The organism is Phenylobacterium sp. (genome assembly GCF_044236515.1).
Lineage (GTDB): Bacteria > Pseudomonadota > Alphaproteobacteria > Caulobacterales > Caulobacteraceae > Phenylobacterium.
Genome location: NZ_JBIIGK010000051.1, coordinates 1 through 18,648 on the forward strand (window position 1 = coordinate 1; position 18,648 = coordinate 18,648).

The 18,648-nt window shown below is 67.7% G+C and carries 16 protein-coding genes; 12 read left to right on the plus strand and 4 right to left on the minus strand.

The window, feature by feature from the left end; all coding sequences use genetic code 11:
* Positions 1 to 50: 50 nt before the first annotated feature.
* The 3 genes from ACILRF_RS07580 to ACILRF_RS07590 are packed head-to-tail and all read left to right on the plus strand — an operon-like array spanning position 51 to position 1,736.
* On the plus strand, positions 51 to 344 hold the full coding sequence (locus tag ACILRF_RS07580; RefSeq protein WP_395671678.1) for a formate dehydrogenase subunit delta: 294 nt from the start codon (positions 51 to 53) through the stop codon (positions 342 to 344).
* Positions 331 to 1,134: a formate dehydrogenase accessory sulfurtransferase FdhD gene (fdhD, locus tag ACILRF_RS07585; protein WP_395671679.1), complete on the plus strand. Its 804-nt coding sequence runs from the start codon at positions 331 to 333 to the stop codon at positions 1,132 to 1,134. Before ACILRF_RS07580 ends, fdhD begins: the two co-directional genes overlap by 14 nt.
* Positions 1,131 to 1,736, plus strand: a complete 606-nt coding sequence (locus tag ACILRF_RS07590) for a molybdenum cofactor guanylyltransferase (RefSeq protein ID WP_395671680.1) — start codon at positions 1,131 to 1,133, stop codon at positions 1,734 to 1,736. Before fdhD ends, ACILRF_RS07590 begins: the two co-directional genes overlap by 4 nt.
* A 37-nt stretch (positions 1,737 to 1,773) precedes the next feature.
* Here the strand turns inward: ACILRF_RS07590 and ACILRF_RS07595 are convergent, their stop codons facing one another.
* The 4 genes from ACILRF_RS07595 to ACILRF_RS07610 form a co-directional block, all read right to left on the minus strand.
* The gene (locus ACILRF_RS07595; RefSeq protein ID WP_395671681.1) at positions 1,774 to 2,562 is read right to left on the minus strand and encodes an IclR family transcriptional regulator; all 789 of its coding nucleotides are present in this window, start codon (positions 2,560 to 2,562) and stop codon (positions 1,774 to 1,776) included.
* A 124-nt stretch (positions 2,563 to 2,686) separates the two neighbouring features.
* Entirely contained in the window at positions 2,687 to 4,039 is a 1,353-nt protein-coding gene (locus ACILRF_RS07600; RefSeq protein WP_395671682.1) for an NAD(P)/FAD-dependent oxidoreductase, read from the minus strand.
* Positions 4,040 to 4,059: 20 nt separating this feature from the next.
* Complete coding sequence (locus tag ACILRF_RS07605) at positions 4,060 to 5,373, minus strand: aspartate aminotransferase family protein (RefSeq protein WP_395671683.1); 1,314 nt, start codon at positions 5,371 to 5,373, stop codon at positions 4,060 to 4,062.
* Positions 5,374 to 5,381: 8 nt separating this feature from the next.
* Positions 5,382 to 6,968: an aldehyde dehydrogenase family protein gene (locus tag ACILRF_RS07610; protein WP_395671684.1), complete on the minus strand. Its 1,587-nt coding sequence runs from the start codon at positions 6,966 to 6,968 to the stop codon at positions 5,382 to 5,384.
* Between the two features lie 306 nt (positions 6,969 to 7,274).
* Between ACILRF_RS07610 and ACILRF_RS07615 the strand changes: the two genes are divergently transcribed.
* The 9 genes from ACILRF_RS07615 to ACILRF_RS07655 form a co-directional block, all read left to right on the plus strand.
* The gene (locus tag ACILRF_RS07615) at positions 7,275 to 8,651 is read left to right on the plus strand and encodes an amino acid permease (protein WP_395671685.1); all 1,377 of its coding nucleotides are present in this window, start codon (positions 7,275 to 7,277) and stop codon (positions 8,649 to 8,651) included.
* A gap of 62 nt (positions 8,652 to 8,713) precedes the next feature.
* A complete protein-coding gene (locus tag ACILRF_RS07620; RefSeq protein ID WP_395671686.1) occupies positions 8,714 to 11,593 on the plus strand; it encodes a TonB-dependent receptor domain-containing protein in 2,880 nt (959 codons plus the stop codon).
* A gap of 94 nt (positions 11,594 to 11,687) precedes the next feature.
* Complete coding sequence (locus ACILRF_RS07625) at positions 11,688 to 12,218, plus strand: hypothetical protein (RefSeq protein WP_395671687.1); 531 nt, start codon at positions 11,688 to 11,690, stop codon at positions 12,216 to 12,218.
* Between the two features lie 16 nt (positions 12,219 to 12,234).
* On the plus strand, positions 12,235 to 14,325 hold the full coding sequence (locus tag ACILRF_RS07630; protein ID WP_395671688.1) for a PQQ-binding-like beta-propeller repeat protein: 2,091 nt from the start codon (positions 12,235 to 12,237) through the stop codon (positions 14,323 to 14,325).
* Between the two features lie 66 nt (positions 14,326 to 14,391).
* Positions 14,392 to 16,416, plus strand: a complete 2,025-nt coding sequence (locus tag ACILRF_RS07635; protein WP_395671689.1) for a PQQ-binding-like beta-propeller repeat protein — start codon at positions 14,392 to 14,394, stop codon at positions 16,414 to 16,416.
* A gap of 11 nt (positions 16,417 to 16,427) precedes the next feature.
* Entirely contained in the window at positions 16,428 to 17,156 is a 729-nt protein-coding gene (locus tag ACILRF_RS07640; protein WP_395671690.1) for a CoA transferase subunit A, read from the plus strand.
* A complete protein-coding gene (locus ACILRF_RS07645) occupies positions 17,156 to 17,794 on the plus strand; it encodes a 3-oxoacid CoA-transferase subunit B (protein WP_395671691.1) in 639 nt (212 codons plus the stop codon). The genes ACILRF_RS07640 and ACILRF_RS07645 overlap by 1 nt, the downstream gene beginning before the upstream one ends.
* A gap of 19 nt (positions 17,795 to 17,813) precedes the next feature.
* Positions 17,814 to 18,305 carry a hypothetical protein gene (locus ACILRF_RS07650; RefSeq protein WP_395671692.1) on the plus strand — a complete coding sequence of 164 codons (492 nt, stop codon included), beginning with the start codon at positions 17,814 to 17,816 and terminating at the stop codon, positions 18,303 to 18,305.
* A gap of 257 nt (positions 18,306 to 18,562) precedes the next feature.
* Positions 18,563 to 18,648 (plus strand): hypothetical protein (locus tag ACILRF_RS07655; protein ID WP_395671693.1); only part of this gene is annotated, 86 nt, incomplete at its 3' end.

Here is an 18,648-nt window from a genome sequence, read left to right on the forward strand (position 1 = left end):
GCGACCTACGACGCCTTCGCCCAGAAAAGCCGCCGGGTGGAGCCGGCCGAGTGAGCGGCGGGCCGGAAACCCTGGTCCGCATGGCCAACCAGATCGCCCGCTTCTTCGCCAGCCAGCCGGGCCCGGCTGGGGCGGCGGGGGTGGCCGACCACCTCCGCGCTTTCTGGGACCCCAAGATGCGCCGGCGGATCCTCGCCTGGGCCGACGAGGGCGGGGCGGGTCTCGAGCCGCTGGCGCTCGAGGGCGTCGAACTGCTGCGCGAGAGCGGCGACGGCGAGGTCCGCGCCGCCCTGGCGCAGGCCGGCGAGCGGACGGCGCGGCGACCCGGCGATGACGCCGGCTGATCCGGTCGCCCGTTCCGCCCCGGAGCGCTGGCGCGACGGCGAGGTCGGACCCGGCGCACGCGATATCCCGGAAGAGACCGCCGTCGCCCTGGTGCACGATGCGACCACCACCGCCGTGATGATGGCGACGCCCGCCGATCTGGCGGACTTCGCCATCGGCTTCAGCCTGACCGAGGGTGTCGTCGCCGCGGTGGGGGAGATTCGCGACGTGGAAGTCGTCTGGACGCCGCTGGGCGCGGAGGCGCGGGTCTGGCTGCAGGCGGAGCGCGGGGCCGCGCTCACCGCACGCCGCCGCCGCCTGGCCGGTCCGACCGGCTGCGGCCTCTGCGGGGTCGACAGTCTCGCCGAGGCGGTGCGGGCGCCGGCCCGGGTCGGGGAGGGACTGAGCGTCACCTACGCCCAGGTGCAGGCCGCGCTGGCGGCGCTGCAACCGGCCCAGGCGCTGGGCGGGCGCACCCGGGCCGTCCACGCCGCCGGCTGGTGGACGCCGGCGCAGGGCCTGGTTGCGGTGCGCGAAGACGTCGGCCGCCACAACGCCCTCGACAAGCTGGTCGGGGCTCTCGCCCGAAGCGGCGCACCCGGCGCAGAGGGCCTGCTGGTGCTGACCAGCCGTATCTCGGTCGAGATGGTGCAAAAGGCGGCGGTGCTCGGCGCCCAGGTGCTCGTCGCCATCTCGGCGCCGACCGCGCTCGCTGTCCGCACCGCCGAGGCGGCGGGGATGACCCTGATCGGCGTCGCGCGAGACGACGGCTTCGAGGTGTTCACCCGGCCCGACCGAGTGGCGCCATGAGGATCGCCGGGCTCGTCCTGGCCGGCGGCCGCTCCAGCCGCTTCGGCTCGGAGAAGGCGATGACCCAGATCGGCGGGCGTCCGATGATCGCCCTGTGCGCCGACGCGCTGGAAGCTTGCGAGGTGCTCGCGGTCAGCGCCCGGCCGGCCAGCGGGGCGGCGGCTTGGGCCGCGGTCCGCGGCCTGCCGGTGCTGGCCGACGCCAACGGGCTGGCGCACGGGCCGCTGGCCGGCGTTCACGCGGGCCTGCAGTGGGCGACCGCGGCCGGCGCCGAGGCCCTCGCCACCACGCCCTGCGATACGCCGGACCTGCCCGCCGACCTGCTGCCCCGGCTGCTCGAGGCCCTCGGGCCCGACGTCCCAGGCGTGGTGGCGACGGGGCCGGGCGGCCGACTGGCGCCGCTCTGCGCTCTTTGGAGAGTGTCGCAGGGACCGGCGCTGACCGCAGCGCTCGCCGGCGGCGCCCACCCGCCGGTTCAGGCCCTGCTGGACGAACTGGGCTTTCGGCACGTCGCCTTCGGCGCCGGCGTCCTGACCAACATCAACACCCCCGCCGACCTCGTCGGGCCTGCGGCCTGCCGCCGAGGTGGGTGGCCGCCTTGATGCTTAGACGCAGGCGCCGCGACTGTTGCGGTGGAGGTTACGCGGCTGAAACCGGGCGCCGGATCGTAAGGATCGCGGCGAAATGGCTCGCCGCCTCGCGCAGCAGCGCGATGTTCTCCTCGATGCGGTCCATGACCCTCTGTTCCGGGCCGGTCAGGCCAAGGCCGTAGACGATGTCGGGCTCGGATCCGCAGACGATCGGGACGACCACGGTGCCAAGTCCGATCACATGCTCGCTGCGTTCGATCGCGTAACCGCTGGCCCGGATCTCCGCGAGGGTGTTCTTCAATTCGACGGGGTCGATGATCGTGTTGTCTGAGAACCGCTCGAGGCCCTCCATCGGGGGCAACTGCCGCGCCATGGCGGTCAGCAGCTTTCCCGAGGCTGTCGCATGCCACGGCAGGATGTGGCCGGGCGTCACGTAGATCCCGACGCTGGCGTCGGGCGACTCCATTGCGACGGACTCGATCCGGTCCTGGAAGCGACGGGTGATGAAGCAGGTCTCATGAGCGGTCTCCGCCAGCTCTTTAAGCCGCCGCCTCGTGGCGATCTCGATCCAACCGGTCTCTGAATAGAGCACTCGGTTCAGCCGCTTGCCCGTAAAGTAGCGACCACCGCGCTTGCGGTTGGCGGTGATAAGGTCCGAGGCCTCCAGTGCGTGCAGCAGCCGGTTGACCGTCGTCTTCGGGAGATTGAGAATCTGCTCGATCTCGCCCGCCAACAGGCCGTCGGGATAGGCCGTCAGCAGCTCGAGGATGCGCACATAGCGTTCCAAGGGCTTCGACTGCCGGTCAGGCTCCGCCGAGGCTGCAGCGCTGCGTTTCACCAGGAGTGTCCTCTAAAGCATCGAGATCCTGGCGGCGAGTTGCCTGAGGTCCGGCTTCTGCCCGGATAAGGCGAAATATCCGCCCTGTGCAACATTCAGCGCATTCTCGCCGCGTCGCCCATGCTCAAACGACCTTCGATGCGAGATACCGATCGTGCCAGTCGAACACCTTCATGACCAAGGGCACGAACCATGGGTTCCCGTCGTACAGCGGCGCGGTCGGGAAACGCCGGGACATGAAGATGCTGTCGCGAGCCTGGGGGTTGAGGATCTGGTCCGCGATCCGCGCCCCGAAATAGGTGCCCATCGGCACGCCGGCGAAGTTGTAGCCGAGCCCGTACCAGATCCCGTCGTTCTGACCGAGGTGGGGCATCATGTCGAACGTGCCCGCGCATTGCCCCGACCAGATGCGGCTCAGGCGCACGCCGGCCGCTTGCGGAAACGCCCTCACCAGCACCTCGTGCATGCGCCGTGCGATGTCCGCGGGGGTGACCGCGCCCGAGCCGGTGTCACCGCCGAACAGCAGTCGAGGCGAATCCGGCGCGCGGCGGAAGAAGTCGATGTTGGTGTCGCTGTCGATGATCGTCCGGTTACGCGGGATCAACTCGTCGAGCATCGCCTCCGAGAGCGGCTCGGTCGCGGCCATGTAGCCGGTGAACGGAATCACCCGCCGGGCGTGCCAAGAGAAGCCTCGGGGCGTGTAGCCGTTGGTCGCCATCACCAGGTGATCGGCCTCGATCGCGCCGCCTGGGGTCGTGACGCTGAACCGCCGGCCGCCGGCCTGCCGCACGATACCGGTCACCGGCGACTGTGTGCGAACCGTGACCCCGGACGTGATCGCGCGGTCAAGCAACCCCTTGTGGTAGAGGCCTGGATGCACCGAGCCGAGGTCCGGCACCACGACGCCGCCGCAATAGGCGTCGGAGCCCATTTCCTCTCGGACGCGGTCGGCCGTCAGGACGCGGTGGTCGTAGCCGAAGACCTCGGCAAGTTTCTCGGCGTCCTCGACCAGGATGTTCAGATGGGCGGCGGAGGTGGCGGCGATGAACCGGCCGCACTCCTGAGCATAGCACTCGATGCCCTCGGCACGGATGAACGCCATCGTGCTGGCGTAAGCTTCGTGCAGCTCCGAATAGACGCGGTGGGCGTAATCGTCGCCGAACTTCCGCGCCAGGTCGGAGTAGGATTTCTTCAGGACCCGGCCGAGGAATCCGGCGTTGCGCCGCGATGCGCCGGCCCCAGCGGCGTCCCGCTCCAGAACCACGACCCGCGCGCCGCCCCGGGCGAGGTCTAGAGCGGCTCTGAGTCCGGTCAGGCCTGATCCGATGATCGCGACGTCGTGGCTCTCTGGGCCCCGAACCGCTTCGAACATGTCCGGCGGCGCAGCGTCCCACCAATAGGGCCTGTCGCTGAAGTCGTGGGCGACGATCGGCGACAGCGCCGTCGCCGGGTCATTATTGACGGTTGCGTGTCGCAACGCTTGCGGCTCCGGTTGGGTCACTGTCGGGCCAGCTGCGCGAGCGAACGGCGGATGGCGTCGGCGATCTGTTCGATGTCGTCGTCGGTCATCGGCGTCGACAGCGCCATGAGCCCGTTCGGGGCGACGATCACCCCTTCGTTGAGCAGCCGCACGATCAGCGCCTTGAGCCGCCGCGCCGCCTCGGGGTCGAGATAGGCGCTGCGGTAGTCGCGCACCGGCTGCGGGGCGAGGTGGATCTTGAGCAGCGAGCCCATGCCGGTGGCGTGCCCCTGCAGGCCCGCCGCCGCGAACGCCTCGTCGATCGCCGCGCGCAGACGGTCCCCTTGGCGGTCCAACCGCGCGAAGGTCTCGGCGTCGAGCAGGTCCAGCGCCGCCAGCCCGCAGCGCATCGACACCGGATTGGCCGAAAAGGTGCCGCCCTGCGGCAGCGGCGGCTTTCCGTCGGTCGGGTCGAAAACCGCCATCACCTCATGACGCCCGCCGACCGCGCCGATCGGGAACCCGCCGCCGATCACCTTGCCCAGCGTCGTAAGGTCCGCCTCGACGCCCCAGATCGGCTGCGCCCCGTTCGGACCGAGCCGGAAGCAGATCACCTCGTCGAAGATCAGGAGCGCGCCGATCTCGTCGGCCAGCTCGCGCAAGGCCTGCACATAGGCCCTGTCGGCGGGGGCGAGGCCGGCGCGGTTCGGCATCGGGTCGACCAGGATCGCCGCCAACTCGCCGGCGTGGGCGCGCAGGACCTCCGCCGCTCCGTCCACGTCGTTGAACGGCACGACCACCACGTCCTCCAGCACCGCCGGCGGGGTGCCGGCGGCATAGGCCGTCGAGACCGGCGCATTGGCGCGCCAGGCGCTTGGCGGCGTGTCGAGGCTGACCTCGGCGTAGTCGTAGGAACCGTGATAGGCCCCCTCGCACTTGGCGATCTTGGCGCGGCCGGTGAAGGCCCGCGCCGCCTTCAGCGCCGCCATCACCGCCTCGGTCCCGGAGTTCGTGAACCGGCACTGGTCGACCGTGGCGATCCGCGCCGCCAGCCCTTCGGCCAGCTCGATCTCCGCCGCCGTCGGCATCCCGAACGCCGTGCCGAGCGCCGCCTGCGCCTGCGCAGCCTGCGTCAGCACCGGGTGGGCGTGGCCGTGGATCGCGGCCGTGAAGTTGTTGATGACGTCGATCCGCGCGACGCCGTCGACGTCCCATACCCGGCACCCGGCGCCGCGTTCGAGGTACACGGGGTAGGGGCTCATGTGCACGGTGGTGCGCGTGTTGCCGCCGGGCAGCACCGCGCGTGCCCGCTCGTAGAGCGCACGCGATTTCGAGTTGTCGTCCGGATACATGCTGGGTCCTAGGCCTCGGCGGGCGCCCGCATCAGGGTGCGGCTCTGCTCTCGCATGAACTGGGGCAGGAAATAGGGGCCGAGGCCACCCTTGTGGCTCACGCCCGATCCCTTCCACCCGCAGAAGCTCTGCACTCCGGGCCAAGCGCCCGTCGTCGCGCCGCTGGAACGGTTGGCGTAGACGACCCCCGCCTGGACGTTGTTGAGGAAGTACTGCACCTCGGCCTCGTCCCTGGCGTAAATGCCTGCCGAAAGGCCGTAGGCGACGGCATTGCCTTCGGCCAGGCCGGCCTCCAACGACGTCATCGGCCGCAGCGCCAGGAACGGCATGAACAACTCTTCCTGGACCAGCCTTGATCCGGCCGGAACCTCGACGATGGCGGGTTCCACGAACAGCCCGCGCGCCAGCTGGCCGTCAACGACGCGGGCGCCGCCATGCAAGACGCGCCCGGTGCGGCGCGCCTCCGTGACCGCGGCCTCAAATCGAGCCAGTGTCGCTTCGGTGTGCACCGCCCCGATGAACGCGCCCCGCGATCTCGGGTCGCCGATCGGCAAGCCCGCGGTGAACTCGACCAGCGCCGCGGCGAAGTCCGCGTAGATCCGCTCATCCACGTACGCCACCGAACAGGCGCTGCATTTCTGACCCTGCAGGCCGAAGGCCGATCGGGCTACGCCCTCCGCGGCCGTGGCGATGTCGGCGCTGGCCGTCACATAAGCCGGGTTCTTACCCCCCATTTCGGCGATCACCGGCTTGGCGTAAGGCCCGCTCAGAGCGGTTCGGGCGATCTGCATTCCGACGGCGTGCGACCCTGTGAAAGCGACGCCATCGGCCAACGCATGCTTGACCATCAGCTCCCCGGTCGCGCCGTCTCCGTACACCAGGTTGACCACCCCGGGCGGGATGCCCGCGTCGAGGGCGGCGTCCACCATCATCCGGCCGGTCAGGCTGCAGCCCTCCGCCGGCTTGAACACAACACAGTTGCCGGTGATCAGGGCCGCGGAGATCATGTTGATCGAGAGCGCCAGCGGGAAGTTGAACGGCGCGATCACCGCGAACACCCCAAAGGGCAACAGCCGACTTTCCGTCGATTCCTCCTCGCGCACCCGGTTGAGGTCCTGCACGAACCCGCCCCGCCGCTCGAACTCGTCGGCGTAATACCGGGGGAGGTCGACGCTTTCCTCGGCCTCGCCGATCGCCTCGATCCGCGATTTCCCGACCTCGTAGAGCGCAGCCATCGCCAAGCTGTAGCGGCGCTCGTGGACGATGTCGGCGAAGCGCCGGATCAACGCCAGGCGTCTTGCCGGCTCGGTGCTCGACCAGCTCGCCCGCTTGGCGGCGGCCGCTGCGAACGCCGCGTCCACCAAGTCGGCAGTCGCGTACGGAAACCTGCCGGTCCGAATGTCCCGGTCGATCGGGCTCGCCTCTTCGGTGAGCCGGCCGCTGAGCACATTCCGGTCCCCCCCGATGATCGCTCCGTACGTCTGTCCCAGGGCATGGCGCTCGAAGTCGGGCAGCTCGCGGTCGAACTTCGCGTGCACCGGCGCGAGGTCCACGTTGAAGTTCGAATAGGTCACTCGGGGCAGGGAATCCGACATCTGCAGCCTCTGCATTGGAGGTCCGTGCCCACGCACGACGCCCGTTCCACGCCCGCTCACACGAGCGATCCCGAAAAACGGGTCTAAACTCATAAAATGGGACATTCAACCCTGTCAAGGCGGGCGAAGTTCCCGCGGGTCTCAGGAGAAACCTTCGCGAACAGGTGAGGAAAAGACACTTGACAGAACCCCGTTTGCTGCAACGATGCAAATAACGGATCAAATACCGAAAAACGGAATTAGGGAGGTCTGGTGTCTGCGCCCACTGCGACGGGCTCCGTCGCTCCCCAGGTCTATGAAGGCGGCTTGCGTCAGACACTGGCGACCCGTCACGTCATGATGATCTCGCTTGGCGGGATCATCGGCGCCGGGCTGTTCGTCGGCAGCAGCGCCGTCATTGCCGCCGCTGGGCCCGGCGTGGTGGTCAGCTACGCACTGGCCGGCGCCCTCGTTTTCTTCGTCATGCGGATGTTGGGCGAGCTTGCGGTCGCGCAGCCCGGCGTCGGCTCGTTCACCGAGTACACCCGCAAGCCGCTGGGCTCGTTCGCCGCATTCGCGACGGGTTGGCTCTACGCCTACTTCTGGATCATCGTGGTCGCCGTAGAGGCGCTGGTCGGCGCCGAGATGCTGCAAAGCCTCGTTCCGGTTCCGACCTGGCTCATTGCCCTGGTGCTCCTCGCCGCCCTGACGGCGGTGAACCTCTTCTCGGTCCGCGCCTATGGCGAATTTGAATTCTGGTTCGCCTCGATCAAGGTCGTCGCGGTCATCGCATTCATCGCCGCCGGGCTGATCTGGCTGTTCGGTCTCGGCCATCTGGCCGAGGCGCCGGCGCTCGGACTGTTCAGTCTCGAGGCCTTCGTGCCGCGTGGTCCGGCCAGTCTGCTGGCGGCGGTCCCGGCCGTGATCTTCAGCCTCTGCGGTGCGGAGATCGCGGCCATCGCCGCGGCAGAGTCGAGTGAGCCGAGCAAGAACGTCTCGCGGATCGCGGTCTCGGTGATCGTAAGGGTCCTGCTGTTCTACCTGGGCTCGGCCATCGTGATCGTCGCGATCGTCCCCTGGACCGACGTCACCCCTGGGGCCTCGCCGTTCGTCGCAGCGCTGGAGCGCATGCAGGCGCCGTATGCACGGCCCTTGATGGGCTTCGTCATCTTCACGGCTGTGATGTCGTGCTTGAATTCCGGGATCTATGTCGCCTCTCGGGTTCTGCTCGGCCTGTCGCTCAAGGGCGATGCGCCGCAGCGCATGATGCGGGCGAACGCGCGCGGAGTTCCCGTCGGCGCGATCCTGTTCACCGCGGCGGTCGCCTTCGCGATCCTGCTGCTGTCGTCGGCCAGCTACGAGGGTCTCTTCACCTTCCTGCTCAACGCGTCGGGCGCGGTGATGCTGCTCGTCTATCTGATGATCGCCGCAGCCCACGTTCGCAGCCGCCTGACGCTCGGCGCCGCGGCTCGCGACCTGCCAGTGCGCATGTGGCTGTTCCCGGGCCTGACCCTCGTGGTCATGGGGGCCATGGCCGGCATCCTCGTGGCCATGCTCTTCCTGCCCGAGATGAAGAGCCAGGTTTACGCCACGGGCGCCGCCTTGCTCGTCCTGGTGATCTCCTTTGCGGGCAGCCGCGCCTGGCTTCGGCGCCAGAGCCGTCGAGCTGACGTCTCCGACCCGCCGGTTCCGACCACACCTTAGTCACGCCAACAACCGACGGCGGCGATGTCGCCCGTCTCAACAATCAATTGGGGGGTGAAATAATGACACGTACCGGACTTCTGCTCTGCACCGCGGCGGCTCTCTTCGGCGGCGCCGCCGCTGCCCAACCGCTCGAGGACCAGGCCCGCGCCACCGCCGGCGGCGAGGCCGAGGTCGAGACGATCACCGTCACCGCCTCGCGGATCCAGGTCCAGGGCTACGAAGCGCCGACGCCGGTCACCGTTGTCGATTCCGCGGCGCTCCAGCGCGACGCGCGCCCCGACGTCGGCGATGTTCTGCGCGAACTGCCGGCGTTCGGTCCATCCTCAGGGCCCAGCAACAGCGTGCGCAGCACCTACGTGACGGACGGCTCGGCGGGCCTCAATCTCGTGTCGCTGCGCAACCTCGGCTCGCGCCGAACCCTGGTCCTGTTCAACGGCCAGCGCGTCGTCGAATCCAACCTCAGCCTCGGCGGGGTCGACCTCAGCACCATCCCGTCGACCCTGATCGAGCGGATGGACGTTGTCACCGGGGGCGCATCCGCCGCCTGGGGCTCCAACGCTGTGGCCGGCGTCGTCAACATCGTGCTCGACACCGACTTCGAGGGTTTCAAGGCGAACCTTCAGGCCTCGAACAACTGGGATCGCGAGCGCGAGCAGTACCAGGCTGAAATCTCGGTCGGTAAAAGTTTCCTCGACGGCCGCGCCCACGTCATCCTCAGCGGCAGCATCGAGGAGTCTCCGGACACCTACTTCAACAATCTGATCGACAACTTCAGCCACACCCGCCTGCTGGAGAACCCGGCGTTCGCCGCCGGCAACGGCCAACCCCGCTACATCACCCGAGACGGCGCGGGCCCTCTGCTTGCGACGCCAGGCGGCATCATCACCGCGGGTCCTCTGCGCGGCACCTATTTCGTCGGCCCCAGCGCCACGCCGCTGCAGTTCAACTACGGCAACACCTCGCGGGGCTCCTGGACCTGGGGCGGCACCCCGAATTACGGCCTCAGCCACTCGGACTTCGGCGTGATCGCCAACCCGACCGACAGCCAGAACCTGTTCGGCTACGCGAGCTACGACATCACCGACAACCTGAAAGCCTCGGTGCAGCTCAACTACGGGCGTTTCCACACCGTGGGGAACAGCTGGACGGCGTCCCACAACGGCTCCCTGACCATCCGGATCGACAACCCGTTCCTTCCGGCCTCGGTTGTCCAGCGGATGCAGCAGGCCGGAGTCACGACCTTCCAGCTCGGCACCTCGCTGACCGGCGACGTCAGCGGCAACGGCGGCAGCATCGAGGCCGAACGGGACATGCTCGGCATGCCGATCGTCGACCTGGAGCGGGAACTGTCTCGCGGCGTGTTCGCCCTCGATGGCAAGATGCAGCTGTTCGGTTCCGACTGGACCTGGAACGCCTATTACCAAAAGGGTCGGGCCAAGTCGTACAGCGACGTCCTCAACAACCCCCAGACCGCCAACATCCGCAACGCTGTGGATGCGGTCCTGGTCACGGCGGAGAACGTCGGAACCTCCGGCCTGCCGATCGGCAGCATCGCCTGCCGCTCGACCCTGACCAATCCGACGAACGGCTGCGCTCCTCTCGATGTCTTCGGCACCGGCAAGGACGTCTCGGCCGCCGCCCATTACATCAACATCGCGGCGCGCACGGGCCAGGCCTGGATGCGCGACCGTCTGGAGATGGAAACGGTCGCCGCCTCGACATCCGGCCAGCTGCCCTTCGGCCTGCCGGCCGGAAATATCTCGGCCGCGTTCGGGGCCGAATACCGCAAGGAATCGGGCCGCATCATCGCGGCCGAGTCCGGCAAGCAGAACCTGTTCTACGTCACCGGAAACTTCAAGGATTTCGACGGCTCTTATAACACCAAGGAAGCGTTCGCCGAATTCAACATCCCACTCCTTCAGGATCAGGTCGTCGAGTCCTTCGACCTCGACCTGGCCGCCCGCTACACGGACTATTCGGTCAGCGGCAGCGTCTGGACGTACAAGGTCGGCCTGCTTTCGCAGGTGAATGATTTTCTTCGGCTGCGCGGGACCTACTCGCGCGACATCCGCGCCCCGTCGCTGTTCGAGATGTTCAACAAGGGTCAGTTGATCGGCACCAGCGCGGTCGACCCGCGCACCGGCCAGCAGGTCTCCACCTTCGCCGTGACGCAGGGCAACATCAACCTGACGCCCGAGATCGCCAAGACGACGACCGTCGGGGCCATCCTCACCCCCACCTTCGTGCCCGGCCTGCGGGTTTCCGTCGACTGGTGGCGGGTCAAGATCGATGACGTGATCACCACGGCCAGCCAGACCACGATCATCAACCAGTGCATCGCCGGGGAGCAGGCGTTCTGCGACAACCTCGTGTTCGACGGCCCGAACGGCGCCCTGTCGCGGATTCTGCTTCAGCCGGTCAACGCGGCGCTTCAGGTCAACGAGGGCATCGACTTCGCTGCCGACTACACCCAGCCGCTGTTCTCGGGCGACCTGAGCCTGCGGTTCGTCGGCTCCTACATGTACGAGGATACCCAGGACTTCCTCGGCGTGAAGTTCAACGCCGCCGGGGGCATCGGCTGGGACCAGCGTCGCGGCGGATTCCCCAAGTTCCGCGGCACGACCTCCGCAACCTATTCCGAGGACCGCTGGAGCCTGACCACCCAGGCTCGGATCGTCGGCAAGGCGGTGCTGAACAAAGAGTGGGGGCCGCAGGACGTCGACGACAATTCGGTGCCGCGCGTCATCTATCTGGACCTGCGTGGCTCGTTCAACGTCACCGACAACATCCAGCTCTACGGAGCGGTGGACAACGTCCTGAACAAGAACCCGCCGATCGTCACTTCGACGACGGGCAACGCTTGGTACGCGCCCTTCAACGACAGCCTGCATGACGTCTTCGGCCGCGTCGTGCGCGTCGGCGCGCGCCTCCAGTATTGACGATCGGGAACAGCAACGGACGCCGGCTCCGGCCGGCGTCCGGGTCTCGGCCGATCACCAGCTTTACCGTCCAAATCTCGTCGGAGTCCGGATCATGAGAACGAGAGCTCTGCTTCCCCTTCTCGCCCTGCTGATCACCGCCGGCAGTGCGGCCGGTCAGACCCGCCAGGAGCTGGCGAGCGCCTGCAGAACGGACCCGAATTACCGCGCCCAGGACTTCATCCTCGGCGCCTGGGACGTCCACAACGGCGATCGCAAGACGGCCGAGGTGACGGTCGAGAAGATGCTCGGCGACTGCGCGCTGCGCCAGACCTGGAGCCCGGCGGGCCCGGGACCCGGCAGCGTCGCCGGGGTCTTCAGCTACTCGCGCTACAACGGTGCGTGGCTCTACGCCTTCGCCACCGACTACAACAACAGCAACTATTTCATCGGCCGCCAGGTCGGGCCGAACCGCATTGAGTACACCGTCCCGCCGCGGCAGCAGCCGGACGGCTCCGTCCGCCAGCAGCGATGGTCGCTGATGCTCCGGCCCGACGGCAAGGTCAGCGAGCTGTCGCTGATCACCACCGATGGGGGGCGGACCTGGACCCAAGAATACGACCTCATCTGGACCAAGCGGCGCTAGCCCGGAAGGATCGACGATGTTTCGGATCGGCAGGAAGGCCATCGCGCTCGGCGTCGCCGCGGCAGTTGTCTGCGGCGCGGCCGCTGGCGTCGTCCACGGGCAGGCGAACTCCCGGGCCGGTGACACGCTCTGGACATTCCTCGGCGGCAATCCCGAGAGCCAGCAGTACAGTGAGCTGTCTCAGATCAACGACCGCAACGTCGGCCAACTTGGCCTCGTCTGGGCCGCCGACCTGCCGACCCAGAGCGGCCTCGTCGGCAACCCGCTGATCCGCGACGGCATCATCTACCAGAGCGCGCCGCGCGGCGTGGTCATGGCGCATGATGCGGCAAGCGGCCGGGAGCTGTGGGTCCATCAGCCGGACCTCGACCTTTCGAAGGCGTCCCTGACGGCGCTCTACGGCACCAACAACACTCGCGGCCTGGCGATCGACGCGACGCGGATCTACGCCACGACCGGCGACTGCCAGGTGTTCGCCCTCGACCGCAAGTCCGGCAAGGAGCTCTGGCGAGCCAAGTCCTGCGACCCGACCGGCGACTACGGCATCATCATGGCTCCGCGGGTCGGCGGCGGTAAAGTCTTCATCGGCAACAACAATCACGAGATCGGCTCGGAGCGCGGCTTCGTCGATGCGTTCGACGCGGCCAGCGGCCGCCATCTTTGGCGCTTCTATACGACGCCCGGAGATCCCAAGAAGCCGTTCGAAAACGCCCAGATGGAGATGGCGGCGAAGACCTGGCCCGCCAACTATTGGGAGCTGAACAAGGGCGCCTCGGGCACGGTCTGGGAGGGCATGACCTACGACCCGGTCACCAACCTCCTGATCTTCGGCACCGGCAATCCGGCCCCGGCCAACCCTGCCGGTCGCGGCTCCCATGGCGGCGAGGAGCTTTTCGTCAACAGCATCATCGCCGTGAACGCGACGACAGGCGCCTATGTCTGGCACTTCCAGCAGGTGCCGGGCGGCGAGGACGGGTTCGATTCCGACGCTGCGGCGCATATCGTCCTGGCCGAGCTGCCGCTGCCGGAAGGCCGTCGCCGGGTGGTCATGCAGGCCGCCAAGAATGGCTACTTCTACGTGCTCGACGCCCGTACCGGGAGGTTCATCTCCGCCAACAACTATTCCGGGGTCGAGAACTTCAACCCCATCGATCCGAAGACCGGAAGGCTGACCACGAAGGAAAGCTCGAAATACTGGCTCGACGCCAAGCGCGAGACGATCATCCTGCCGGGCGGGACCGGCGCGCACTCTTGGCAGCTGATGGCGTACAATCCGCAAACCGGGCTCGTCTACATCCCCTCGTTCCAGATCCCGTCAATCCGCGGCGGCTCCGCCGGGCGGCGCGATTACGGCATGCAGCCGGGAGACAAGTACCGCTACGGCGGCCGCCTCGTCGCCTGGGATCCGATCGCCCAGAAGGAGCGGTGGGGCGTCGACTATCCCGTGCCGTTCAACGGCGGGGTTCTGACCACCGCCGGCAATCTCGTCATCCAGGGCAATCCGGACGGGCGCTTCCTCGCCTACGCTGCCGATACGGGTAAGCTGCTGTGGCGTTTCGACTCCAAGAGCGTGATCCTCGGCGCGCCGTCGACGGCCATCGTCAATGGAAAGCAGATGATCTTCGTTCCGGCGGGCGACGGCGGGGCCACGCCGTGCGGCAACGCCTGCATCCGCAACATGACCACTGACCGAACCTTGGCGCCGTCGCGGCTCCTGGCCTTCGCCATCGGTGGGAAACTGACTCTGCCGGAGACCGCGCCGAAGCGGCTGACCCGGCCCATTCTTCCGCGTCGTCCGGCCGATCTGGCGGCTAAGGGCGCCCGGATCTACGCCGCGAACAGCTGCTCGCTCTGCCATGGCGGCGGCGCGGTCAACGCGGGCAGTCACAAGCCGGACCTTCGGTTGATCAGCAAGGAGCGCTTCGACGCCATGCCTGAGATCCTCCAGCAGGGCGCGCTCCGGCAGCTGGGCATGCCGCAGTTCGAGCACTTCAGCGACGACGATGTCCGCGCCTTGCAGGCCTACATCATCAACCAGGCCTGGGTGGGCTGGGAGGCTCAGCAGGCGGGCCGCAGCCCGCTCGGGTTCGAGGTGCCGCGTCAATAAAGGGAGGCATGGCGACGGTCGCCGGGCTCAGATCCGCCGGCTGTCCCTGATCGAAGGAAGATGACGATGTTCAAGCGTGGTCTCTGCGGCGTGGCCGCCCTGGCGCTCGCCTGCGCCGTTCCCCTGACTGGATCGGTCGCGCAGACCGGATCGAGCGAATGGCCGCTGCTCGGCGGCAATGTCGGGAGCCAGCAGTTCAGCCCGCTCGACCAGATCAACCAGAGCAATGTGAAGTCGCTCGGCCTGCTCTGGCACGCCGACCTTCCGCTGGTCGATGGCCTGGTCGGCAATCCGCTGGTGAAGGACGGCGTGATCTACCAGAGCGCGCCGCGCGGCGTTGTGCTGGCGCACGACCTTGCCAGCGGCAAGCTGCTCTGGACCTACGAGCCCGACCTCGATCTTTCGGAGGTGACGCTCACGGCGCTCTACGGCGTGAACAACAACCGCGGCGTCGCGCTCGATGACGACCGCGTCTACGTCAACTCCGGCGCCTGCGAACTGCACGCCGTCGATCGCCGCACCGGCAAGGAGGCCTGGCGGGCAAAGTCCTGCGACGCCAAGGGCGACTACGGGATCATCATGGCCCCGCGGGTCGGCGGCGGCATGGTGTTCGTCGGCAACAACAACCACGAGCTGGGCACCGAGCGCGGCTTCGTCGACGCCTTCGACGCCAAGACCGGCAAGCGGGTCTGGCGGGTCTACACGGTTCCGGGCGATCCTTCGAAGCCGTTCGAGACGCCCCAGATGGAGCTGGCGTCCAAGACCTGGGGTCCGGACTACTGGAAGCTCTCCAAGGGTGGCGGAAATCCTTGGGAAGGCATGACCTACGACCCGGTCAACGACTACCTCATCTTCGGCACGGGCAACCCCAACACCTGGGGCAAGGAGAAATCCTTCGGCGACCACGACATGCTGTACGCCAGCAGCATCATCGCGGTGAAAGCCAAGACCGGCGAGTATGTCTGGCACCATCAGTATGTGCAGGGCGACGTGTGGGACCTCGGCGACGGCGCGGCGCACATCGTGCTGGCCGAATTGCCATTGCCGGGCGGAAAACGCCGGGTCGTCATGCAGGCGGCCAAGAACGGCTATTTCTACCTGTTCGACGCCAAGACCGGCGAGTTCATCTCGGCGAACAACTATGTACCGGTGACCAACTACGGGCCGATGGATCCCAAGACCGGCAAGCTGACGGTCAAGGAAGATCTGAAGCAGTGGAAAACGGGAAAACAGGTCGTCGCCTTCCCCGGCGGATGGGGCTCCCACACCTGGACGCTGATGTCCTACAATCCCCAGACCGGCCTCGCGTACATTCCGGCCTTCCTGTTCCCCTCCGCCTACGGCGACGGCGGCGAGATTCCCCTTCCCAATCGCCACGGCCGTCTCGTCGCCTGGGATCCGATCAAGCAGGAGGAGCGCTGGCACGTCGACCTGCCGATGACCATCAACGGCGGGACCTTGTCCACCGCCGGGAACCTGGTCCTGCAGGGTACGCCCGACGGCAAGTTCGTCGCCTATGCCGCCGACACCGGCAAGGTGCTCTGGTCCTACAACACAGGCAGCGTGATCCTCGCCGGCCCCTCTACGGTGACGGTCAACGGTAAGCAGGTGATCCTGGTCCCGGCCGGGGACGGCGGCGGATCGGTGACCGTCAAGGCGGGCGGTGATCTTGCGTCCACACCCCAGACGGCTCTGGCCCCCTCGCGACTGCTCGCGTTCGGCCTGGGGGGTGACAAGCGTCTGCCGCCGACGCCCGTCAAGCGCCTGACGAAGCCGGTCCGCCCGCCGCAGCCGCAGGAGCTCGCCGCCCGCGGCAAGCGGGTCTACGATTCCAACAGCTGCAGCCTCTGCCATGGCCCGGCGGCCGTCACGGGCGGCAGTCACGTGCCAGACCTTCGGATGATCCAGGAGGCTCGCTTCGAGGCCATGCCGGACATCCTGAAGCATGGCGCACTGCGCCAGACCGGCATGCCGCAGTTCGAGCACTTCAGCGACGACGATGTCCGCGCTCTGCAGGCCTACATCATCAATCGCGGCTGGGAGGACTACGGCAAGGAACAGGCGCAGGTTTCCCGCTCGAAAGCCCGGTAGGCGAGCTCCCGATGACCAACAAGGTTCATGCGGACAGCGCTTCCGCCCTCGAAGGGCTGTTGTTCGACGGGATGACGATCATGTCCGGCGGTTTCGGCCTGACGGGCAATCCCGAGAACTTGATCCAGGGGCTCAAGGCTGCCGGGGTGCGGGACCTGACGGTCGTCTCGAACAACTGCGGGGCCGATGGCTTCGGCCTTTGGGAACTGCTGAACAACGGGCAGATCCGCAAGATGGTGTCGTCGTACATCGGCGAGAACAAGCTGTTCGCCGACCTCTACCTGTCCGGCGCGCTGGAGCTGGAGCTCAATCCGCAGGGAACCTTGGCCGAACGGATCCGCGCCGGCGGAGCCGGCATCCCGGCCTTCTTCACCAAGACCGGCGTCGGCACCGTCGTGGCCGAGGGCAAGGAGGTCCGCGAGTTCGACGGCGAACGCTACGTGATGGAGCGATGGCTTCGCGCCGACCTGTCCATCGTCAAGGCCTGGAAGGGCGATCCCGAGGGCAACCTCGTGTTCCGCAAGACAGCCCGCAACTTCAATCCGGTGATGGCGGCGGCCGGGAAGGTCTGCGTGGCCGAGGTCGAGGAGCTGGCGCCGGTCGGCGCCCTCGACCCCGACGCGGTGCACACCCCGGGGATCTATGTCGATCGCATCATTCAGGGCCGCGACTACCAGAAGCGGGTCGAGTTCCGCACCACACGGCCGCGCCCGGCCGCGATGGCCGGGGAGGGGGCCTGATGGCCTGGTCCCGGGACGAGATGGCGGCGCGTGCGGCGCGCGAGTTGCACGACGGCGACTACGTCAATCTCGGCATCGGCATCCCGACGCTGGTCGCCAACCACGTCCCCACGGGCGTATCGGTGACCCTGCAGAGCGAGAACGGCCTACTGGGCATCGGTCCGTTCCCCTACGAGGACGAGGTCGATGCCGACCTGATCAACGCCGGCAAGCAGACGGTCACCGCCCTGCCGACCTCCAGCTTCTTCAGCTCGGCCGAAAGCTTCGCGATGATCCGGGGCGGCCATATCGACCTGGCGATCCTCGGCGCCATGCAGGTCGCGGAGAATGGCGATCTCGCCAACTGGACGGTCCCTGGCAAGATGATCAAGGGCATGGGCGGCGCCATGGACCTCGTGGCCGGCGTGCGGCGCGTGGTCGTGGTGATGGACCACACCGACAAGTCCGGAGCGGCCAAGTTCCTGCCTCGCTGCAGCCTCCCGCTCACCGGCGCTGGGGTGGTCGACCTGTTGGTCACGGATCTGGCGGTCTTCGCCATCGACCGAAAGGGCGCCCGCCCGCCCGCGCTGCTCGAGCTGGCGGCCGACGTCACGCTGGATGAAGTCCGGGCCAAGACCGAGGCGCAGTTCAGCGCCTGATCCAGACGAAGGGACGATGATGAGACAGGTTTTCCGGCTTGCGGCCCTGGCATTCCTCGGCGCCGGCCTCATGTGCGGCGCGCCTGCCGCCGCGCAGGCACCGACTCCTGTCGAGCGTGAGCTCGAAGCGACCTTCCGCCGGCTCGAGGAGATCATCGAAAGCGGCGCGCCGGCCGACGTCCTGACGCGCGAGATGTACACGACGGACACGGTGGTCACCGGCTACGGGGTCGACGCGCCGCGCGTGGGGATCGCCGCGGAGGAACGCGCCATCGCCGGCTTCCTGGACTCCCTCGCCGCGCCGGGTCAGCGGCGCTGCAGGTTTGCTGTCTTCGGCCCGGTTTCGGCCTCGGAAGGCGTGATCGCCGCCTTCACCAACCTGACCTGCCGAGGGCGCGGCGCGACTTCGCCGGAGCCGGATCAGAAGTACCACGTGCTCTATGTGTTCAGGAAAACCACCGCAGGTTGGCGCGTGTCCCTGGAGATGTTCGGCGGCGGCCTGCTCCGATGAAATGACTCGGCTGTGGAGCGCGGTCGGGCCGCACGCCTGGACGTCGTCCGCGCCCTCTGCGGTTCGCCAGGGGGCTGCTGAACAGCCTTGGTCGGTTCTCTCGCACCTAAATGCGTGGTCCTGCAGGATCACGTCCTCAGCCTGTCCCTGCGCGAGCGGAGAACATCTTGCGAACATGGAACAAAGCATGTACGTGTGAGTCATTGGGGCCGCGCGGGGCGTGGCTTGGCGGAATCGTGGGATAGAGAGGGCTTGGCATGTCGCAATCGGCGTTGAGGCTCGTGGGCAAGGAAGACGGAGACAAGCAGCGCGCGCTCGAGGCGGCGCTGGCGCAGATCGATCG

Bases quoted from the DNA above. Each gene is read 5' to 3' on its own strand.
- ACILRF_RS07645 (WP_395671691.1), top strand. From the start codon at position 17,156: ATGGCCTGGTCCCGGGACGAGATGGCGGCGCGTGCGGCGCGCGAGTTG.
- ACILRF_RS07590 (WP_395671680.1), top strand. From the start codon at position 1,131: ATGAGGATCGCCGGGCTCGTCCTGGCCGGCGGCCGCTCCAGCCGCTTC.
- ACILRF_RS07605 (WP_395671683.1), bottom strand. From the start codon at position 5,373: ATGTATCCGGACGACAACTCGAAATCGCGTGCGCTCTACGAGCGGGCA.
- fdhD (WP_395671679.1), top strand. From the start codon at position 331: ATGACGCCGGCTGATCCGGTCGCCCGTTCCGCCCCGGAGCGCTGGCGC.
- ACILRF_RS07625 (WP_395671687.1), top strand. From the start codon at position 11,688: ATGAGAACGAGAGCTCTGCTTCCCCTTCTCGCCCTGCTGATCACCGCC.
- ACILRF_RS07650 (WP_395671692.1), top strand. From the start codon at position 17,814: ATGAGACAGGTTTTCCGGCTTGCGGCCCTGGCATTCCTCGGCGCCGGC.
- ACILRF_RS07635 (WP_395671689.1), top strand. From the start codon at position 14,392: ATGTTCAAGCGTGGTCTCTGCGGCGTGGCCGCCCTGGCGCTCGCCTGC.
- ACILRF_RS07640 (WP_395671690.1), top strand. From the start codon at position 16,428: ATGACCAACAAGGTTCATGCGGACAGCGCTTCCGCCCTCGAAGGGCTG.
- ACILRF_RS07620 (WP_395671686.1), top strand. From the start codon at position 8,714: ATGACACGTACCGGACTTCTGCTCTGCACCGCGGCGGCTCTCTTCGGC.
- ACILRF_RS07630 (WP_395671688.1), top strand. From the start codon at position 12,235: ATGTTTCGGATCGGCAGGAAGGCCATCGCGCTCGGCGTCGCCGCGGCA.
- ACILRF_RS07610 (WP_395671684.1), bottom strand. From the start codon at position 6,968: ATGTCGGATTCCCTGCCCCGAGTGACCTATTCGAACTTCAACGTGGAC.